At 71.1% G+C, this 18,976-nt stretch carries 19 protein-coding genes; 14 read left to right on the plus strand and 5 right to left on the minus strand.

The annotated features are described in order from the left end of the window. Positions 1-118: 118 nt before the first annotated feature. The gene (locus tag ACXKZF_RS05865) at positions 119-916 is read right to left on the minus strand and encodes an alpha/beta fold hydrolase (protein ID WP_055957576.1); all 798 of its coding nucleotides are present in this window, start codon (positions 914-916) and stop codon (positions 119-121) included. A 57-nt stretch (positions 917-973) separates the two neighbouring features. Here ACXKZF_RS05865 and ACXKZF_RS05870 point away from each other — a divergent pair, with 57 nt between their 5' ends. From ACXKZF_RS05870 to ACXKZF_RS05895, 6 genes are all read left to right on the plus strand, one after another. Beyond that, on the plus strand, positions 974-1,540 hold the full coding sequence (locus ACXKZF_RS05870; RefSeq protein WP_488985675.1) for a mismatch-specific DNA-glycosylase: 567 nt from the start codon (positions 974-976) through the stop codon (positions 1,538-1,540). After that, the gene (locus ACXKZF_RS05875; protein ID WP_488985676.1) at positions 1,537-1,947 is read left to right on the plus strand and encodes a ribosomal maturation YjgA family protein; all 411 of its coding nucleotides are present in this window, start codon (positions 1,537-1,539) and stop codon (positions 1,945-1,947) included. Before ACXKZF_RS05870 ends, ACXKZF_RS05875 begins: the two co-directional genes overlap by 4 nt. 94 nt (positions 1,948-2,041) lie before the next feature. Beyond that, on the plus strand, positions 2,042-2,338 hold the full coding sequence (locus ACXKZF_RS05880) for a DUF1905 domain-containing protein (protein ID WP_055957566.1): 297 nt from the start codon (positions 2,042-2,044) through the stop codon (positions 2,336-2,338). An 8-nt stretch (positions 2,339-2,346) separates the two neighbouring features. After that, the gene (locus ACXKZF_RS05885; RefSeq protein WP_488985677.1) at positions 2,347-2,805 is read left to right on the plus strand and encodes a prepilin peptidase; all 459 of its coding nucleotides are present in this window, start codon (positions 2,347-2,349) and stop codon (positions 2,803-2,805) included. Between the two features lie 182 nt (positions 2,806-2,987). Continuing rightward, positions 2,988-4,061: a YihY/virulence factor BrkB family protein gene (locus tag ACXKZF_RS05890; protein ID WP_488985678.1), complete on the plus strand. Its 1,074-nt coding sequence runs from the start codon at positions 2,988-2,990 to the stop codon at positions 4,059-4,061. Between the two features lie 47 nt (positions 4,062-4,108). After that, complete coding sequence (locus ACXKZF_RS05895) at positions 4,109-4,855, plus strand: NAD(P)H-hydrate epimerase (protein ID WP_488985679.1); 747 nt, start codon at positions 4,109-4,111, stop codon at positions 4,853-4,855. 122 nt (positions 4,856-4,977) lie between these two features. Here ACXKZF_RS05895 and ACXKZF_RS05900 read toward each other — a convergent pair whose 3' ends face one another. After that, entirely contained in the window at positions 4,978-5,733 is a 756-nt protein-coding gene (locus ACXKZF_RS05900) for a glutamine amidotransferase (RefSeq protein WP_488985680.1), read from the minus strand. 68 nt (positions 5,734-5,801) lie between these two features. On the opposite strand from ACXKZF_RS05900, the gene ACXKZF_RS05905 reads away from it, so the two are divergent. After that, positions 5,802-6,029 carry a hypothetical protein gene (locus ACXKZF_RS05905; RefSeq protein WP_055959987.1) on the plus strand — a complete coding sequence of 76 codons (228 nt, stop codon included), beginning with the start codon at positions 5,802-5,804 and terminating at the stop codon, positions 6,027-6,029. Further along, positions 6,026-6,670: a CYTH domain-containing protein gene (locus ACXKZF_RS05910; protein ID WP_488985681.1), complete on the plus strand. Its 645-nt coding sequence runs from the start codon at positions 6,026-6,028 to the stop codon at positions 6,668-6,670. Before ACXKZF_RS05905 ends, ACXKZF_RS05910 begins: the two co-directional genes overlap by 4 nt. A gap of 162 nt (positions 6,671-6,832) precedes the next feature. Here ACXKZF_RS05910 and lpdA read toward each other — a convergent pair whose 3' ends face one another. After that, positions 6,833-8,230, minus strand: a complete 1,398-nt coding sequence (gene lpdA, locus ACXKZF_RS05915) for a dihydrolipoyl dehydrogenase (RefSeq protein ID WP_243222648.1) — start codon at positions 8,228-8,230, stop codon at positions 6,833-6,835. 9 nt (positions 8,231-8,239) lie between these two features. Further along, complete coding sequence (locus ACXKZF_RS05920) at positions 8,240-8,881, minus strand: copper resistance CopC family protein (protein WP_488985682.1); 642 nt, start codon at positions 8,879-8,881, stop codon at positions 8,240-8,242. Between the two features lie 268 nt (positions 8,882-9,149). On the opposite strand from ACXKZF_RS05920, the gene ACXKZF_RS05925 reads away from it, so the two are divergent. From ACXKZF_RS05925 to ACXKZF_RS05935, 3 genes are all read left to right on the plus strand, one after another. Beyond that, a complete protein-coding gene (locus tag ACXKZF_RS05925) occupies positions 9,150-9,635 on the plus strand; it encodes an FHA domain-containing protein (protein WP_082485019.1) in 486 nt (161 codons plus the stop codon). Then, positions 9,635-10,321, plus strand: coding sequence for a transcriptional regulator FtsR (gene ftsR / locus ACXKZF_RS05930; protein WP_055957544.1), 687 nt, complete (start codon positions 9,635-9,637; stop codon positions 10,319-10,321). The genes ACXKZF_RS05925 and ftsR overlap by 1 nt, the downstream gene beginning before the upstream one ends. A gap of 96 nt (positions 10,322-10,417) precedes the next feature. Next, a complete protein-coding gene (locus tag ACXKZF_RS05935; protein WP_055957540.1) occupies positions 10,418-10,963 on the plus strand; it encodes a MerR family transcriptional regulator in 546 nt (181 codons plus the stop codon). Positions 10,964-11,478: 515 nt separating this feature from the next. On the opposite strand, the gene ACXKZF_RS05940 is transcribed toward ACXKZF_RS05935, so the two are convergent. Then, positions 11,479-12,291 carry a ParA family protein gene (locus ACXKZF_RS05940; RefSeq protein WP_055957537.1) on the minus strand — a complete coding sequence of 271 codons (813 nt, stop codon included), beginning with the start codon at positions 12,289-12,291 and terminating at the stop codon, positions 11,479-11,481. 68 nt (positions 12,292-12,359) lie between these two features. Here ACXKZF_RS05940 and ACXKZF_RS05945 point away from each other — a divergent pair, with 68 nt between their 5' ends. The 3 genes from ACXKZF_RS05945 to ACXKZF_RS05955 are packed head-to-tail and all read left to right on the plus strand — an operon-like array spanning position 12,360 to position 18,962. After that, positions 12,360-15,767: a pyruvate carboxylase gene (locus ACXKZF_RS05945; protein ID WP_488985683.1), complete on the plus strand. Its 3,408-nt coding sequence runs from the start codon at positions 12,360-12,362 to the stop codon at positions 15,765-15,767. A 46-nt stretch (positions 15,768-15,813) separates the two neighbouring features. Further along, on the plus strand, positions 15,814-18,474 hold the full coding sequence (locus ACXKZF_RS05950) for a MinD/ParA family ATP-binding protein (protein ID WP_488985684.1): 2,661 nt from the start codon (positions 15,814-15,816) through the stop codon (positions 18,472-18,474). Continuing rightward, positions 18,471-18,962 carry a peptide deformylase gene (locus ACXKZF_RS05955; protein WP_488985685.1) on the plus strand — a complete coding sequence of 164 codons (492 nt, stop codon included), beginning with the start codon at positions 18,471-18,473 and terminating at the stop codon, positions 18,960-18,962. The genes ACXKZF_RS05950 and ACXKZF_RS05955 overlap by 4 nt, the downstream gene beginning before the upstream one ends. Positions 18,963-18,976: the final 14 nt, after the last annotated feature.

The raw sequence follows: 18,976 nt of genomic DNA on the forward strand, positions 1-18,976 counted from the left end.
GTAACAACGCGGAAACCGTCGTTCTCGGAGTGACGGTCGCTCCCCGCCCGCCCGGGCGGCGGGTGCTCGCCCCGCCGCGCCGCGGTATTCGCTGCGCGGGGCGATGGGGGCGTGCGCCTCAGACCTCGCGCGCGAGGAACTCCAGACCGGCCTCGCGGAACGTGCGCGCACCGGGGGCGTTGACGTGGTGGCGCCCGGGGATGTCGGAGAACTCGCCGTGCGGCAGCAGTGCGGCCAGGCGCGCCGACTGGTCGTGGATCGGATCCTCGGTGCCCGTGGCGATCAGCACCGGCTGCTGCGGCGGCGACGTCGGATCGGGATCGGTCTCGCCCAGGCGCATACCCTCGGCGATCGCGACCAGGGCTCGCAGATCGTTGCCGGGAACCCGCTCGGCGAGCGAGACGTAGCGCAGGGTCGTGGCGTCGTCGACCGGGGTCCCGTGGTCGAGGAACGCGCGGGCCTGTTCGACCTTCAGGCGCGCGAGGGGGCGACCGTCGGGGATGCCGCCGAGCACCGCCCGCTCGACGTGCTCGGGCGCGTCGACGGCGAGCTGCCAGCCGACACGACCGCCCAGGGAATACCCGAGGTAGCGGACGGAATCGAGCAGGTAGGTGTCGAGCACGGCGACGAGGTCGGACACCAGGGTGGGCATCGTGTACGACGCGGCGTCGAACGGCTTCTCGCTCGCTCCGTGGCCGCGCTGGTCGACGGCGACCACGCGGAAACCGGCGCGCAGCAGGTCGCGCACCCAACCGGTGTTGACCCAATTGTCGCGCGTGCTCGAGCCGAAGCCGTGGACGCACAGCACGGGATCGGCCTCGTGGTCACCCCAGGTGTACGTCGCCAGGCGCACATTGTCGCCGACGAGGACGTACTGCGGCGCGGGCATCTCGGTCAGGGCGGGCACGGCATCCATTCCTCAGATCCTGGCAGACGCTCAGCCGCCACCCGGGGTAGTGGTCATAGTGGTCTCATGGGATTCACGCGCGCCGAGCTGGAGTCGTTCCGGGATGCCACCATCCCCGACCTCGTCGAGCCGGGGGTGCGTCTGCTCTTCGTGGGCATCAACCCGGGGCTCTGGACGGCGGCGACGGGCACCCCGTTCGCGCGTCCGGGCAACCGGTTCTGGCCCGCGCTCGTGGAGGCGCGCGTCTTGCCCCGGCTACCGCGATACGCCGAGGAGCTGGGCGAAGACGATCGTCGCATGATCTTCGACGCCGGCGTCGGGGTGAGCAACCTCGTCGCCCGTGCGACCGCGCGCGCCGACGAACTGTCGCGCGACGAGCTGCGCGCCGGGGCCGCAGCGCTCGTGGATCGCGTCGCGGCGTGGCGTCCGCGGGTGGTGGCCGTCGTGGGTCTCACGGCGTATCGACAGGGGTTCCGGCGCCCCCGCGCCGTCGCCGGGCGACAGGAGGAGTCGATCGCCGACGTGCCCACGTGGGTGCTGCCCAATCCCAGCGGCCTGAACGCGCACGACACCGTCGCCACGCTGGCCCGCGCGTACGCGGAACCCGCCCGTGCGGCCGGAGTGCCGGTATGACGCCCGCGCGCCGTCGTCTCGTCGCGTTGGCGGCGCTGGTCGTGGTCGTGGCAGCGGGGCTGGTCGCCGCGAAGGTCCTGCCGTCATCGGCGGCCACCGACATCGCCGGCGATGCCCTCTACGCCGTCGCCGTCTACACGGGACTCGTCCTGCTCCTGCCTCGGGTGCGGCGGTTGATTCTCGCGATCGCGGCCACCGGGTGGTGCGTCTTCGTCGAGCTGCTGCAGCTGAGCGGACTCCCGGTCGCGCTCGCCGAGCGGATACCGCCGATCGCGCTGGTGCTCGGCACGGGCTTCGACGCGCGCGACCTCGTCGTCTACGCGAGCGCGGTGCTGGTCGCCGCCGCGGCCGATGCGGCCGTCACCTCACGGGTGCTTCGCCGCGGGCGGTCGACGGTCGGTCCCTGACGAGTCGGACGCGGGGACGCCTTCTCCCCAGGGGACGGCGCTCCGCCGGCGTCCGAGGCCCGGAGTAGGGTGACCGCGACGAGAGGAGGCCCGTGTGATCGTGCGATTCGACGGCGACGTGTTCCGCTGGGAGGCCCGCAGCGACAGCGACTGGTACTTCGTCGCCCTGCCGCCCGAGCTGAGTGCCGACATCCGTGAGACGCAGACGTACCGCCGAGGCTTCGGGGGCGTGCGGGTCGAGGCCACGATCGGTGGGTCGAGCTGGCGCACGTCGATCTTCCCGCAGGCAGGTTCCGTCTACGTCCTCCCGCTCAAGCGCGCGGTGCGTGACGCCGAGGGGATCGACCCCGGCGCGACCATCGTGGTCGACCTCGTCGTGCTCGACGCCTGAGATCCCGGATGCCATGGGCCCTCGCCCCCGCGTTGACGGTGTTCGCGGTGCTCGGCGTCGTGCTCGCCGTGATCGACGCCCGCACCCACCGCCTGCCCGACGCGATCCTCGTGCCCGGCGCCGGAGGGGTGCTGATGCTGCTGGGCGGAGCGGCCGCAACGATCGGAGAGCCGGTGCGTGCAGTGGGGGTCGCCGGCGGAGCGGCGGCGGCGTTCCTCGCCTGCCTCGCGGTGCACCTCGCTCAGCCCGCAGCGTTCGGCGGCGGTGACGTCAAGCTCGCGGGGCTCTGCGGCGCGGTGCTCGGGTGGGTCGGCCCCGAGGCGGTGGCATCCGGGATCGCACTGGGATTCATCGCAGGCGGGGTCGCTGCGTCCGGCGCCCTGCTCGCAGGCGTGCGCGGTGCGTCGATCGCGTTCGGACCGTATCTGCTGGCGGGCGCGTGGGGGCGCTTGCTCGCGGGTCCGTGATCGGGTGCATCGTGGGGCAGCGGTGCGGATCGGGTGCGTCGCGGGGCAGCGGTGCGGATCGAGTGCGTCGCGGGGCAGCGGCGCGGATCGCGTGCGCGGCCCGGATCGGGCGGCTCTGTCCCGCCCGCGCGCCGCGGTCAACCCTGCGGGACCGTTCGCGCCCGCGTCGATACGCTGAGCCCATGCTCGACCTCATCCGTCGCGTCACCGCGTGGGCGCTGTCGCTCCGCCTCGTGCGCGCCTTCCTCGTCTATTCGGGGGCGCGCGGTCCGAGCCTGGCCGACAGCGTCACCTATCGCACGCTGTTCAGCCTGTTCGCCGCCGTGCTCATCGGTTTCTCGTTCGCGTCCCTCTGGCTGGCCGGCAACCCCGAGGGGCTGAGCGCCCTCGTGCGGTCGGTGAACAGCGTGGTCCCGGGGCTCGTCGGAGAGAACGGACTGATCAAGATCGAGGACATCGAGGCGCCGGCCGGACTCACGCTCGCCGGCATCCTCGGCTCTCTGGGTCTGATCGGCGCCGCCATCGGCGCGATCGGGTCGCTGCGTGCCGCTCTACGGCAGATCGCGGGCGTCACCACCGACGACACCCTCATCGTGTGGGTACTCCTGCGCAACCTCGCCCTCGCGGTAGGGATCGGTCTCGCCCTCGTCGCGGGCGCGGCGGTCACCTTCCTTGCCACGGCGGGACTCACGTTCGTCCGCGAACTGCTCGGTGTCTCCGCCGACTCCTGGGTCACCGCGGTCCTCACCTGGTTGCTGTCGACGCTCGTCGTGCTCGCCCTCGACTCCGCCGCGATCGCCGCCGCCTTCGCGCTGCTGTCGGGGGTGCGCGCCCGGAGGAGCACCCTGATCCGCGGCGCACTGATCGGCGGCCTGGGCCTCGTGGTGCTGCAGCAGCTGTCGGGACTGTTCGTCGGGGGCGCGAGCAGCAACCCGTTGCTGGCCACCTTCGCCTCGCTCATCGCCCTCCTGCTGTGGCTGAACCTGTCGAGCCAGGTCATCCTCATCGCCGGCGCGTACATCACGGTCGCCACCGAGGAGGACCACGATCGCGTGCGGGCCAAGTACGGTGCCGCGACGATGATCCAATTCCGCGTCCGGCGTGCCGAGAAGGCGATGAGCGCCGCCCTCGGCGAACTCAACGCCGCGCGCGAAGCCGAGGCGAAGGAGCGCGAGACCCTCACGAAGACCGACCCCGAAGCGGCGGCACGAGAAACCGACGCCGAACGTGACGCGCGGGCGAAGAGCGATGTCTGAGACACCGACCGATTCCGGTGACGGCGCCGCCCCCGGATCGACGACTCATGTCTGACAGCCCGGCTGAGGACCGCGAGCGTGCAGCCACGCCCGCCGCACCGCGCACCGCGGCCTACACCGCCGACGCGGTCCGTGCCGCCGAGGCTCCCCTCCTCGCCGAGGGACGACCCCTCATGAGGTGGGCGGCTGAGGCCCTGGCCGAGATCGTCGCCGGCGAGCTGCTCGCAGCCCCCGGTGCCGTGCTCGTGCTCGCCGGCGCCGGTGACAACGGCGGCGACGCTCTCTACGCGGCCGCCGACCTCGCGGACCGGGCGGATCGGGTCGACGTGGTGCTCGTGCGCGACCGCGTGCACCGCGGTGCGCTGGATGCCGCGACCGCCGCCGGCGCGCGCGTGGTCTCGGCCAGCGACGTGTCCGCCCGACTGAGCGGGTACTCCCTGGTGCTCGACGGCATCCTGGGGATCGGACGGCTGAGCGACCGCCGCCTCCGCGGCTCCGCCCGCGCGCTCGTCGAAGCCCTCCTCGCCCTCCCCGAGCGTCCGCGCGTCGTCGCCGTCGACCTGCCGAGCGGCCTCGACCCCGACGACGGGACGGCGGAGGGCGCCGTGCTCCCCGCCGACGTCACGGTCACGTTCGGGGCCGTCAAGGCCGGGCTGGTGCTCGGCCGTGGTCCCGACCTCTCGGGTCGCGTGCACCTCGTCGACCTCGGGCTCGAGCCCGCACTTCGCCGTGCGCACCCCGCGGCGACCGCGCCGATCGCGGTGGTGCGGGTACCGGCGCGTCACCGGCTCTGAAGGGGCGCTCGCAACCGCCCGGGGCGGTTCAGCGCGCTCGTTGGCGCGGGCATGGGCCGACGACAGCGCCCGTCCCCGGGAGCAGCGGTGGACGACCCCGCTCGTTCCGCGAGTGGGGGCGGCTACCTCGCGTAGCGCTCGACGAAGGTGCGCAGCATGCGCGACGGTGCCGTCACGGGCGCACGGCGTACGGCCGCGAGAGTGGTCTCCAGCTCGTCGGCGGCGAAGTATCCGTAGTCCGCGTAGGCGTGGATGCGGGTGACGATGCCGTCGACGTCGAGCTCGGGATGGAACTGCGTCGCGTAGACGTTTCGACCCACACGGAACATCTGCACCGGGCACGTGGGGGAGGACGCCAGCAGCACCGCCGCCCCGGGTAGTGCCGTGATCGCCTCCTTGTGCCCCACGAACGCCGCGAACGTGTCGGCCAGCCCCGCCGCCAACGGGTCGCCGCGCCCCTCATCGGTGAGGGTCACCTCGACCACGCTGATGGGTTCTGCGAACGTGCCGTCGATGGTGGCATCCAGATGCGTCCCCAGGGTGCCGACGCCGTAGCAGGCCCCCAGGAACGGCAGGTCGCGGGCGACGACCTCGTCGAGCAGCGCGGCCATCTCGGCCTCGACCCGTCGCTGCACCGACGACTTCTTCTCGAACGGGTCGGAGGCGTTGAAGGGGCTTCCCCCGACCATGATGCCGGCGACGTCGTCGAGATCCAGAGCGGGCATCGGGTCGCGCTCCAGGCGGATGCGGCGCAGGCGTTCGGGCGGCAGCCCGGTGTAGCGGAGGAAGAGCGCGTACTCCTCGTCGGCCGGGAGATCCTCGGCTCGGGTGGCGAGCAGGACGAATGGGCGCTCGCCGGGCAGGTCCGTCCATGTCACCCGAGCGATTCTAGGCGAGCACTGTCAAGGTGCCGGGCGGTGTCGGGGTCGCGGTCTACGCTTTCAACATGGCTATTGCACGACTGACCGGAGGCCCGCTCGACGGGCAGGTCCTCCCGCTCGAGAACGACTCCGACGACACGCTGATCATGCCCTACAGCGAGGGCCAGCTGGTCTATCGCCGCCAGGGCGAGCCGACGAACACCGGTGAGTCCGACGGCCCCACCGAGACGGTCTTCGCGTATACGGAGGAAACCGAAGACATCAACCCCGACGCCGACGGACGCGACGATTGAGTGAAGCCGACCACGGCGCGTCGAGCGTCGAGGTCGAGGCGAAGTACGACGTCGACGACGCCACGCCGCTCCCGGACTGGTCGGCGTTGCCCGGTGTCGCACGGGTCGGTGATCCCGAGCCCCGTGATCTCGACGCGCGCTACGTCGACACCACGGACGCCGAGCTCGCCCGCGCCGGTGTGGCGGTCCGCCGCCGGCGCGGCGGTCCCGACGAGGGGTGGCATGTGAAAGGCCCGGCGCAGGGCGCGGGGCGCAGCGAACGTCAGTGGCCGCTCGGCGACATCGCCGATGACGAGGCCGACCCCGTGGTGCCTCCGGCGGTTCAGGATGCCGTCGCCTCGATCGCCGCGCCACCGTTCACCCCGCTCGCGCGCGTGCGCAACAATCGCACGGCGTACGACCTTCTCGACGTCGACGGCGAGGTGGTCGCGGAGTTCGTCGACGACCGTGTGCGGGCGCGCGACGAGCGTCGCGGCGTCGAGTCCGCGTGGCGCGAGTGGGAGGTCGAGCTCGGCCCCGCGGCCCCCGCAGACGATCAGGGACGCGCAGAGTTCTTCACCGCGGTCGACGCGGCGGTGTTCGCCGCGGGCGGTCGGCACGCGGCATCCGGATCCAAACTCGCCCGGGCTCTCGGTCACTGACCCCCGCCCGACCTCCGACGCGGAGCGCCGATGCGGCATCTCGCCGGGCGACCTGGTGCGCGCACGCGAGGCACCGTTTCGCGGGGCGTCGGGCTTTTCCACCGTGAGAACGACAGAAGGCCCGACCCGAGTGAACCGGGCGGGCCTTCGTCGCTCTGTCGATCAGAGGTTGATCATGTGACCCGTGAGGCCGTGGAACGCCTCCTGCAGGCCCTCCGACAGTGTCGGGTGCGTGTGGACGTTCCGGGCGGCCTCGAGCGCCGTCAGGTCCCACTTCTGCGCCAGCGTGAGCTCGGGCAGCAGCTCGGACACGTCGGGGCCGATGAGGTGGCCACCGATGAGCTCGAGCGTCTCGGCATCGGCGACGAGCTTGACGAAGCCGACCGGCTCGCCGAGGCCGTTCGCCTTGCCGTTGGCCGAGAAGGGGAACTTCGAGACCTTGATGTCGTGGCCGGCGTCGCGCGCCTGCTGCTCGGTGAGACCGAACGAGGCGACCTGCGGGTTGCAGAACGTCGCGCGCGGCATGTTGCGGTAGTCGCCCAGCGTCTGCGTCTCGGCTTTGCCGATCGTCTCGGCGGCGACCACACCCTGCGCCTCGGCGACGTGGGCGAGCTGCAGTTTGGCGGTGACGTCACCGATCGAGTAGATGTGCGGCACGTTCGTGCGCATGTGGTCGTCGATGTCGATCGCGCCGCGCTCGGTGAGCTTCACGCCCGTGTTCTCGAGGCCGAAGCCGTCGACCTTCGGCGCGAAGCCGATCGACATGAGCACGCGGCCGGCGTCGATCGACCCCTGCGAGCCGTCCTTCGCCGTGTAAGCGACAGTGACCTTGTCGCCGTGGTCGGTGACCGAGTCGACCTTGGTCGAGGTGAGGATGTCGACGCCGTAGCCCTTGTACTGCTTCTGGATCTCCTTCGAGACCTCGGCGTCTTCGTTGGGCAGGGCGCGATCGAGGAACTCGATGATCGTGACCTTCACGCCGTAGTTCGTCATCACGTAGGCGAACTCCATGCCGATGGCGCCGGCGCCGACGATGACGATCGACTCGGGGAGTTCGCGGGTGAGGATCTGCTCCTCATAGGTGACGACGTTCTCGCTCAAGGTGACACCGGGCAGCAGGCGCACGGTCGAGCCCGTGGCGATGATGACGTTGTCGAAGGTGACCTGCTCTTTCGAGCCATCGGTCTTGGTCACATCGATCGTGTGATCGTCGGCGAAGTAGCCACGGCCCTCGTACTCGGTGACCTTGTTCTTCTTCATCAGGTAGTGGATGCCCTTGACGTGGCCGGCGGCGACGCTGCGCGAGCGGTCGAACGCCTTGCCGAAGTCGAAGTGCACGTCGCCCGAGATGCCGAACAGGTCGGCCTTCGCGTGGAACGTGTGCGCGAGGTCGGCGTTGCGCAGGAGCGCCTTCGAGGGGATGCAGCCCACGTTGAGGCACACACCGCCCCAGTACTTCTCTTCGACGATCGCGACCGACAGTCCGAGCTGTGCGCCGCGGACGGCGGCGACGTACCCGCCGGGACCCGCACCAAGAATGACCAGATCGTAATGAGGCATGGCTCCAGCTTATCGCCCGGCGGTGCCGCCTCCGGCGGTCTTCCGCGCTCCCCGCGACGCGAAGACATACACCAGCACGCCCGCCACGATCACCAGCGCCACGACGATCAGGATCCACGGCAGCGGAGACGCCGGAGCCGCCGTCTCGACGGGGGCCGCGGTGGGTTCGGCCGACGCGACGGTCGTCGCCTCCTCGGTCGCCGACGCGACGGGGGAGGCGGTCGGGGATGCGGACGGTGTCGGGGTGGGAGAGGCGGTCGGGACCGAGAACGCGAATTCGCCGTCGATGGGGTGGCCGTCGCTCGACACCACGCGCCAGCGAACGGTGACGGCACCGGATGCCGGGCCCGCCAGCGCCTGCGTCACCTCGGCGCCCGCGGCCTCGGGCGTGCCGTCGGTCAGGGACGCGCCCGAGGCGTCGGTCACCTCGACCACCGTCGCGCCCGCGTCGGGGAGCACGTCAGCGCTGAAGGAGAGTGTGATCTGCGCCGGCAGCGACTCGAGCACCGCGTCGGCGGTCGGGTCCGTCGCGATCAGTTCGTCGTGCGCCGCAGCCGGAAGGGCCGGCGCGAGCAAGGCTGCGGCGGCCAGGAACGCGGCGGCCAGGACGGCGGGAAGGGTGCGCCGGCGCGGCGCCTGGGAGGACCTCATGCTCCGACCCTAATGAGGACAGACGAGGAGGGGCCTGGGAGCCTTGCCCCTCTGCGCAGGACTCGGAGCCCGACGCGCACCGGCCCCCGGACTCGACAGGGGCGTGCTCGGGTCGATAGGTTCGAGTGTCTCGTCGACCGTTTCGCGCCCCGAACCGCGGTGCCGGTATCGACGGGCCGAGACACATCACGCATCATCATGGCCCGCTCGAGGCCGGTCGCCCTTCCGGTGCGAACCGGTCGGTTATGGTGAATGAGAAGGAGAAGCCGTGGACGAGACCAGCCGATTCGAGCGAGACGACATCCGGCGTGCAGGCGAAGCCGCCGCCGCCGGTTCGCACGACACGACCCAGACCCACGACGCCGACCTGTCGTTCGTCCCCTTCGGTGCAGACCTCACCGAGGCCGAGGTCGAGGCGATCGGCGCCCTTCCGTCGGGTGCCGCCCTGCTGATCGTCCGTTCCGGGCCGACCACCGGTGCCCGCTACCTGCTCGACACCGACATCACCACCGTCGGCCGCCACCCCGAGGCAGACCTGTTCTTCGACGACGTCACGGTCTCGCGTCGACACGCCGAGATCACGCGCACGGGAACGTCTTTCGAGATCGTCGACCAGCGCTCTCTCAACGGCAGCTACGTCAATGGCGAGCGTGTCGACCGCGCCGCGCTCGTCAACGGCAGCGAGGTGCGCATCGGCAAGTTCCGCCTGAACTTCTTCGGTTCGCCCGTCGATCTGCCCGCGGCAGAGCACTGATGGCGGCAGCCCCGTCCCGTAGTCGTCAGACGGCTGCGGGGCTGCTGAGTATCGGGCAGGTGCTCGCGCGCCTGACGCCCGACTTCCCCGCGCTCACCTCCAGCAAGCTGCGCTTCCTCGAGGTGCAGGGCATCGTCTCGCCCACGCGGACCGAGTCGGGGTACCGCAAGTTCTCGCCCGCAGATCTCGAACGCCTGCGTCTGGCTCTGACGCTCCAACGCGATCACTACCTGCCGCTCGTCGTCATCCGCGACTATCTCGCCGACCTCGACGCCGGTCGGAATCCCGCGCCGCCCACGTCTATCCCGTCGATGACGAGCGCCCCGCGCCGGTACCGTCGCGACGAGTTGCTCGCCGCCGCCGGCGCAGGACCCCAGCTTCTCAATGACGCCGTGGGCACCGGCGTCATCATCGGCGCCGAGAGCTACCCCGAGCAGACGGTTGCGCTGCTGCGGGCCCTCGTCGCCCTCGACCGACACGGCATCGAACCGCGCCACGTGCGGGCTCTGCGCCAGAGCGCCGAGCGCGAGGTGTCGCTGGTCGAGTCGGCGCTGTCGGCGCTTCTCCGCCGCCCCGACGCGCCGTCGCGGGCGCGCGCGAGCGAGCTCGCTCCCGAGCTGGCGGCTCGCCTCGACGAGGTGCGCACCATGTTCGTCCGCGACGCCCTGGACCGGATGCTCTCCTGAGTGCGACACGCCGCGCGTCTCGGAGCGGATGTCATTGCCGGGGAACCCTCGCTGATCTAGCGTGGAAGCAACGAACCGAACAGGAGGGACGCGAGCATGAAAGCTGGCGACGCACTCGGTGAACCTCGGTTCGCCGCAGACCTCCTCTTCACCGACGGTCTACCCGAAATGGATGACGACACCGGTTATCGCGGGGCCGTCGCCGCGCGTGCGGCCGGTATCACCTATCGCCAGCTCGACTACTGGGCGCGTACCGAACTGGTCGTCCCGACCGTCCGAGGCGCGAGCGGCTCCGGCTCGCAGCGTCTCTACGGCTTCCGCGACATCCTCGTGCTCAAGCTCGTCAAGCGCCTGCTCGACACCGGCATCTCGCTGCAGCAGATCCGCACCGCCGTCGAGCAGCTGCGCGTCGCCGGCATCCGCGATCTGGCAGGCACGACGCTGATGAGCGACGGTGCCTCGGTGTATCTCTGCACCTCGAACGACGAGGTCATCGACCTCGTCAGCCGCGGCCAGGGCGTGTTCGGTATCGCCGTCGGCAAGGTCCTGCGCGAGGTCGAATCCACCCTCGTCGACTTCGAGACCGCTCAGCCCGACGCTGTCGACGAGCTCGCCGCGCGTCGCGCCGCACGCACCGCCTGACGCGTCCGCGTCGTCTTCGACCCCCGGTCGCCTCGGCATCCTGCGGTCTTCGTCGTCGAAGTCGTGGCGGCTCCGCGACGAACGCGATCGGCGGGAAGAAACGCCTCGGCGACGCGTGTCTTGCGGCGGGTGGCCGTTTCTCGCGGCCGTGGGGGGGAGTGCGCGATCGGGGCGTCGTAGCTCGAGAAAGGCGATCGGCGGGAAGAAACACCTCGGCGACGCGTGTCGTGCCGTGGGTGCCGTTTCTTGCGGCCGTGGGGGGAGTGCGCGGGCGGCGGTGTCGTAGCTCGGGAAACGCGATTGTCGGGAAGAAACACCTCGGCGACGTGTTTCTGCCGGCGGAGCCGTTTCTCTCGCACCTGGAGAGCGTCCTCGACCGGCTCCGCGCGCCATCGACACGGGGACTGCGGCCACGGCCGACGCCTGCCATCGACGGCCGGCGCGGCACGACGGCCGGCGCGGTACGACGAACGGCGCGGTACGACGAGCGGCGCGCGCCGCCGGCGGAGGAGGGCTCAGGCCTGGGGTGCCTCGTTGGCGACGGGGATGCGGCCGGTGCGGACGATCCGGTCGAGCAGCGCGTCGAAGTCGGCGGCGAGCTCCTGCGCGGAGTCGCCGGGCCACACGTGCAGCGGTTTCGCGGCACCCTGCGCCTGCTGGAGCGAGGTGCGCTCGGGCAGCTGAGGGTTGAGCACGAGGGGACCGAACATGTCGCGCAGCTCTTTGATGCGGAACTGGTGCTCGATCGACTGCGGCCGCACGCGGTTGACCACCACGCCCAGCGGCTGCAGGCGCGGCGAGAGGCCGCGACGGATCTCTTCGATCGCACGGAGGGCGCGGTCGGCGGCGGCGACGGAGAACAGTCCCGGCTCGGTGACCACGACGACGCGGTCGCTCGCGGCCCACGCGGTGCGCGTGAGGGCGTTCAGCGAGGGGGCGCAGTCGATGAGCACGAGGTCGTACTCGCTCTCGATGGTGGCCAGGGCCTCCTCGAGCTTCCAGACGTCGCGGACGCTCGGGTGCGGGCCGTCGAAGTTGATGGCCGACGGGCTGCCGATCAGCACGTCGATGGTGCCGGGATGCACCTTGGCCCACCCGCTGGAGGTGATCGCCTGACGCACGACCTTCTCTTTCGGGTTCGCCAGGACATCGGCGATGTTGAGACGGCCGGCCACCGAGATGTCCATGCCGGTCGACACGTCGGATTGCGGGTCGAGGTCGACGACGAGAGTGCGAACGCCACGTGCGAAGGCTGCGGAAGCCAGCCCGAGTGTCACGGTCGTCTTGCCGACCCCGCCTTTGAGAGAGCTGACGGAGAGTACGTGCACGAGAGTCCACGTTACCTTCCCCTAGGCTGTGAGCACATTCAGCCCCGCCAGATCGACCTGAGGTGCGCATGTTTTCGAAGATCCTGGTCGCCAACCGCGGCGAGATCGCCATCCGAGCGTTTCGCGCCGCCTACGAGGTGGGAGCCCGCACCGTCGCGGTCTACCCCTACGAAGACCGCGCATCGCTCCACCGGCTGAAAGCCGACGAGGCCTACCAGATTGGCGAGCGCGGTCATCCCGTGCGCGCCTACCTCGACGTCGACGAGATCATCCGCGTCGCGCGCGAATGCGGGGCGGATGCCATCTACCCGGGGTACGGCTTCCTGTCCGAGAACCCGGAGCTCGCCGAGAAGGCCACTGCTCACGGCATCACGTTCATCGGCCCGCCCGCCGAGGTGCTGTCGATGGCGGGCAACAAGGTCACCGCCAAAGAGCACGCGATCGCCGCCGGCGTCCCGGTGCTGCGCTCCACGCCGGCCTCCGACGACATCGACGCGCTGCTGGCGCAAGCGGAAGAGATCGGCTTCCCGATCTTCGCCAAGGCCGTCGCCGGTGGTGGCGGGCGCGGCATGCGCCGCGTCGAGAGCATGGGGGAGCTGGCCCCCGCGCTGGCTGAGGCGATGCGCGAGGCGCAGAGCGCCTTCGGCGACCCCCGCATGTTCCTCGAGCAGGCCGTGCAGCGCCCGCGTCACGTCGAGGTGCAGATCCTGGCGGACGCCACGGGCGAGACGGTGCACCTCTTCGAACGCGACTGCTCGGTGCAGCGGCGCCACCAGAAGGTCATCGAGATCGCTCCGGCCCCCAACCTCGACGACGCGGTGCGTCAAGACCTGCACCGCTACGCCGTCGCCTTCGCCCGCTCGATCGGGTACCAGAACGCCGGCACGGTGGAGTTCCTGCTCGAGACCGCGGGCCCCCGCACGGGCGAGGTGGTCTTCATCGAGATGAACCCGCGCATCCAGGTCGAGCACACCGTGACCGAGGAGGTCACCGACGTCGACCTCGTGCAGTCGCAGATGCGGATCGCCGCGGGCCAGACCCTCGCCGACCTGCACCTTCTCCAAGACGACATCCACCTGCGGGGCGCCGCCCTGCAGTGCCGCATCACGACCGAAGACCCCACGCAGGGCTTCCGCCCCGACACCGGCAAGATCACGACCTACCGTTCGCCCGGCGGCGCCGGCATCCGCCTCGACGGCGGCACCACGGCAGCCGGCTCCCAGGTGAGCCCGCACTTCGACTCCATGCTGTCGAAGCTGTCGTGCCGTGGCCGCGACTTCCCCGCCGCAGTGGCGCGTGCCCGACGCGCGCTGGCCGAGTTCCGCATCCGCGGGGTCTCGACGAACATCCCGTTCCTGCAGGCGGTGCTCGACGACCCGGCCTTCGTCGCCGGCGATCTCAGCACCTCGTTCATCGATGAGCGCCCCGAACTGCTGCGCGGACGCGAGTCGAAGGACCGCGGCACGAAGGTCCTGTCGTGGCTCGTGGACACCACGGTCAACCGCCCCAACGGCGAGAACCCGCTTTCGATCGACCCCGGCGCCAAGCTCCCGCGTCTCGACCTCGCGGCACCCGCCCCGGCGGGTTCGCGCCAGCGCCTCCAGGAGCTCGGTCCCGCGGGATTCGCCCGGGCGCTGCGCGAGCAGACCGCCCTGGCGGTCACCGAGACCACCTTCCGTGACGCGCATCAGTCGCTGCTGGCCACGCGCGTGCGAACCCGCGACCTCGTGCGTGTCGCCCCGCACGTCGCCCGCTTGACCCCGGGTCTGCTCTCGATCGAGGCGTGGGGCGGGGCGACGTACGACGTCGCACTGCGCTTCCTCGGCGAAGACCCGTGGGAGCGCCTCGACGCCCTCCGCGAAGCGCTGCCCAACATCGCGATCCAGATGCTGCTGCGCGGGCGCAACACCGTCGGTTACACCCCATACCCGACCGAGGTCACCGACGCGTTCGTCGCCGAGGCCGCGGCATCCGGGGTCGACATCTTCCGCATCTTCGACGCCCTCAACGACGTGTCGCAGATGCGGCCGGCGATCGACGCCGTGCTCGCCACCGGCACCGCCGTCGCCGAGGTCGCCGTCTGCTACACCGGAGACCTGCTCGACCCGGCCGAGAGCCTGTACACCCTCGACTACTACCTGCGCCTCGCCGAGCAGATCGTCGATGCGGGCGCGCACGTGCTCGCGATCAAGGACATGGCGGGTCTGCTGCGCCCCACCGCGGCCGCGAAGCTCGTCTCGGCGCTGCGCGAGAGGTTCGACCTGCCCGTGCACGTGCACACGCACGACACCGCCGGCGGACAGCTCGCCACGCTGCTGGCCGCCTCCGCAGCGGGGGCGGACGCCGTGGACGCCGCCGCCGCTCCCATGGCCGGCACGACCAGCCAGCCGTCGCTGTCGGCGCTCGTCGCCGCCCTCGCGCACACCGAGCGCGACACGGGTCTCGACCTCGGAGCCGTGAGCGACCTCGAGCCCTACTGGGAGGCGGTACGTCACCTGTACCGCCCGTTCGAGTCGGGTCTGGCCGGTCCGACGGGCCGCGTGTACCGCCACGAGATCCCGGGCGGTCAGCTGTCGAACCTGCGCCAGCAGGCCATCGCCCTGGGCCTCGCCGACGACTTCGAGCTCATCGAGGACATGTACGCCGCGGCCGACCGCATTCTCGGGCGCGTGCCGAAGGTCACCCCGTCGTCGAAGGTCGTGGGAGATCTCGCCCTGCACCTCGCCGCCGTCAAGGCCGACCCGGCCGATTTCGAACAGAACCCCGAGAAGTACGACGTGCCCGACTCGGTCGTGTCGTTCATGGCGGGCGAGCTCGGCGACCTGCCGGGCGGTTGGCCCGAACCGTTCCGCTCCAAGGTGCTGGCGGGCCGGGATGCCAAGATCGGCGTCACCCCGCTCACCGACGACGACACCGCCGCCCTCGCGGGGGAGTCGGGCGATCGACGTGCCCGCCTTAACCGACTGCTGTTCCCCGGGCCGACCCGGACGTTCGAAGAGATGCGTGCGAACTACGGCGATCTCAGCGTGCTCGACACCGCCGACTACCTCTACGGGCTGCGTGCGGGTGGGGAGCACGTCGTCGAGATCGAGCGGGGCGTGCAGCTGTTCGTCGGGCTCGAGGCCGTCGGCGACGCCGACGACAAGGGCATGCGCACGGTCATGACGACCCTCAACGGCCAGCTGCGCCCGGTGTTCGTGCGCGATCGCTCCATCGATGTCGAGGCGCGCCAGGCAGAGAAGGCCGACACCTCGAAGCCCGGTCAGGTCGCCGCGCCCTTCTCGGGCGTCGTGACGATGAAGGCGAGCCCGGGCGACCGGGTGGCGGCGGGCCAGGCGGTCGCGTCCATCGAGGCGATGAAGATGGAGGCGGCGATCACCTCGCCCGTCGAGGGAATCGTGGAGCGTGTCGCGATCAGTAGCACACAACAGGTCGAAGCAGGAGACCTTTTGCTGGTGATCCGCCCGTCGCAGTAGCCTGGGAGGGGGCGCTTTCGCGCCCTCTTCCCGTTTGGAGACTGCAGTGACCCCCGACCGCACCGACGCGAACCCCGACGAGAACGCCGAGCACGGCGTCCTCGACGAGAGCGGGAACCTCGATACCGCCAGCATCACGATCCTCGGTGGGCACATCGCTCAGGTCAGTGTCGACCTGCCCGTGACCGGCGACGACGACATCGACGACGACGTGATCGAAGACGAGATTCCCATCGACGACCCCGATCGTCCCCTCCTCGACACCCCGTACGAGCGACGCTCCGACAACGGCGATCGCGAGATCGCCCAGGTGCACCACGTCGAACTGCTGCCCACCGGCGACATCATCCTCGAGCCCCACGACGGCTCCGACGACACCGCATCGACGTACGACGACGAGAACCACGATGTGCAGGATGCCGAGCTCGTCGACGACGAGCACGGCGCCGAGACCCGGTACCCGCACGTCGGGGATGTCGAGAACGCGGAGACGGACGACGTCGCGCACGCCGAGACGCACGACGCGGAGAACACCGAGACGCACGACGCGGGGAACGCCGGTACGTCCGACGCGGAGAACGCCGAGACGCACGACGCGGGGAACGCCGGTACGTCCGACTCCGAGCACGCCGATCCCCGCGACGCCGAGAACGACGTCGACGCGCACGGGGTCGGGCACACCGAGACCCACGACGCGGATGACGCCGTCGCGCACGCCGAGACGCACGAGGCCGAGCACGCGGGCGCGCACGTCGCCGAGGACGCCGAGGCGTATGACGCTGAGCACCTCGACGTGAACGACGCCCACGAGCCGGAAGCCGCCGAGTACGGGGATTCTTCCGGCACGGGCGCCCACACGGCGCACGCCCACCAGGAGGAGTCCAGGCACGAGGCGGAGGCTCCCCATGACGCCGACCAGCGCGACGGCGGTCACGACGCGGCCCCCGAGCCCGGCCGAGACGCTGTCGGCTTCGATCACGCCGGTACGCGAGAAGACGTCCGCGCGGCCGACCTGCGCGACGCCGAGATCGTCGACGATGTCGAGCTGTTCGAGGCCGACGCCGCCGATCCCGACGAGGTCCCCGCAGCCGGCGTGACCGACGTCCCGCTGCCGGAGAGCGCGCACGGCCTCGAGCAAGCCCCTGAGCCTTCGGGTGCACCCGCGGTTCGGGATGCCGCGGCAGGCGGCACCGCTCTCACCCACGCGCCGTGGGTTCCGGCTTCCGACCGGAGCCGCACCGACGACGACGACGCCGTGTCCGCCTCCGCGGTCGAGACGGACGAACCCGCAAGCGGGTCGGCAACGGCCCCGGAGGAGGACGACATGGCATCCGACGAAGAAACCCCCGTGGTGGAGGCGACCGCATCGGCGAGCGCGGGACCGTCGGCGACGACGCACCCGGCACCGCAGCGCACCGGCGCCGCGTCGACCGGCCCGGTACCCACCCCCACGGAGGCGGCTCCTTCGACCGGTGACGCTCCCGCGTCGGTGACCGCTCCCGCGACCGGCCCCGTTGCGGCCGCATCCGACGCGGCGCCGACGACCGGGTCCGTGCCCGCCACCCGCGCCGAGCGCGCGGCGACGGGGGCGATCGGCACCCTTCCGCTCACGCGCCGAGGCGCGCACCAGGCCGATGAGGCCGCACGCGCCGCCGACGAGGCCGCGCGCGTCGACCGCGCGCACGCGATGGAACGCGTCCGCACGCCCGCGCCCGAGGTCACGCTGACGTCGAAGCGCATCGGCGAGATCGACGACGCCCGCGAGAGCTCCGACCTGCTGACCGCAGACCGTCTGCTCGATCCTCGCCAGATCTCCAAGCCCGAGCCCGAGGGACTCTGGCAGCAGCTCGTCTATTCGGTGTCCGGACACCGCATCAATCTCGGCGACGGGCGCCGTGCCCGTGATCGCAAAGACCTCGACCAGCGCATCGCCGCGCCCCTCTCCGGTGGTGCGCGCTTCGTGCCGGTGCTTTCGCGCAAGGGTGGCGTCGGCAAGACCACCGTCACGTCGCTGTTGGGAATGGCCCTCGCCGATGCCCGCGACGACCGCATCATCGCCGTCGACGCCAACCCCGACCGCGGTACGCTCGCCGACCGGGTCGGTCGTCCGAACGGCCGCACCGTGCGGGATCTCGTGCGCTCCCACGACGAGGTCGCCGGCTACCACGACGTCTCCTCGATCGTGGCCCGTGACGCCACACGCCTCGACGTGCTGGCATCCGATGCCGATCCGCGGGTGTCGGAGGCGTTCAGCGACGACGACTACCGACGCGTCGCCGACGTGGCCGCGCACTACTACTCGATCGTGCTGACCGACACCGGCACGGGCATCGTGCACTCGGTGATGGGGGCGACCCTCGAACTCGCCCACACCGTCGTGATCGTCGCGGGGCTCTCCGTCGACGAGGCCCGCCTCGCGTCCGAAACCCTCACCTGGCTCGAGACCAACGGGTACGCCGCGCGCGTGCGCGACGCCGTGGTGGTCCTGAACAATTCGCGGCCGGGCGCCCCTCTCGTACGCGAGAGCGAACTCGAGGCGCACTTCCGCTCGCGGGTGCGCACCGTCATCCGGATGCCGTACGACGCCCGCATCGCCGCGGGCAGCGCCATCACCTTCCGCGACCTGCAGCCCTCGACCAGGCAGGCGGCGCGCGAGCTCGCCGCGGCCGTGGTCGAGGGGCTGCGATCCCCGGCGGCCGCCGCATGACCGTGCGTCCGATCCGCTTGTTCGGCGACCCGGTTCTGCGCGCCGTCAGTACGCCCATCGGTCGGATCGACGACGGTGTCCGTGCTCTCGTGCAGGACCTCATCGACACCGTTGAGCTGCCCGGTCGGGCCGGGGTGGCCGCCCCCCAGATCGGGGTGGGCCTCCGGGCCTTCAGCTACAACATCGACGGCGACGTCGGCTACGTGCTGAACCCCGTGCTCGTCGAGACGCGCGGCGAGCCGGAGGCGGTGGGGGAGGGATGCCTCTCGGTCCCGGGTCTCTGGCACGATGCCATCCGTTACCCGTGGGCGAAGGTCGTGGGCGTCGACCTCGACGGCGCGGAGGTCGTGCTCGAGGGCGAGGGGTTGCTGGCGCAGGCGCTCCAGCACGAAACCGATCACCTCGACGGGATGCTGTATCTCTCGCGCCTGCCCGCCGACACGCGTCGTGAGGCGATGCGCCAGGTGCGCGAGAGCGAATGGTTCTGACCTCCAGAGTCGCG

Source organism: Microbacterium sp. ABR10 (genome assembly GCF_057812175.1).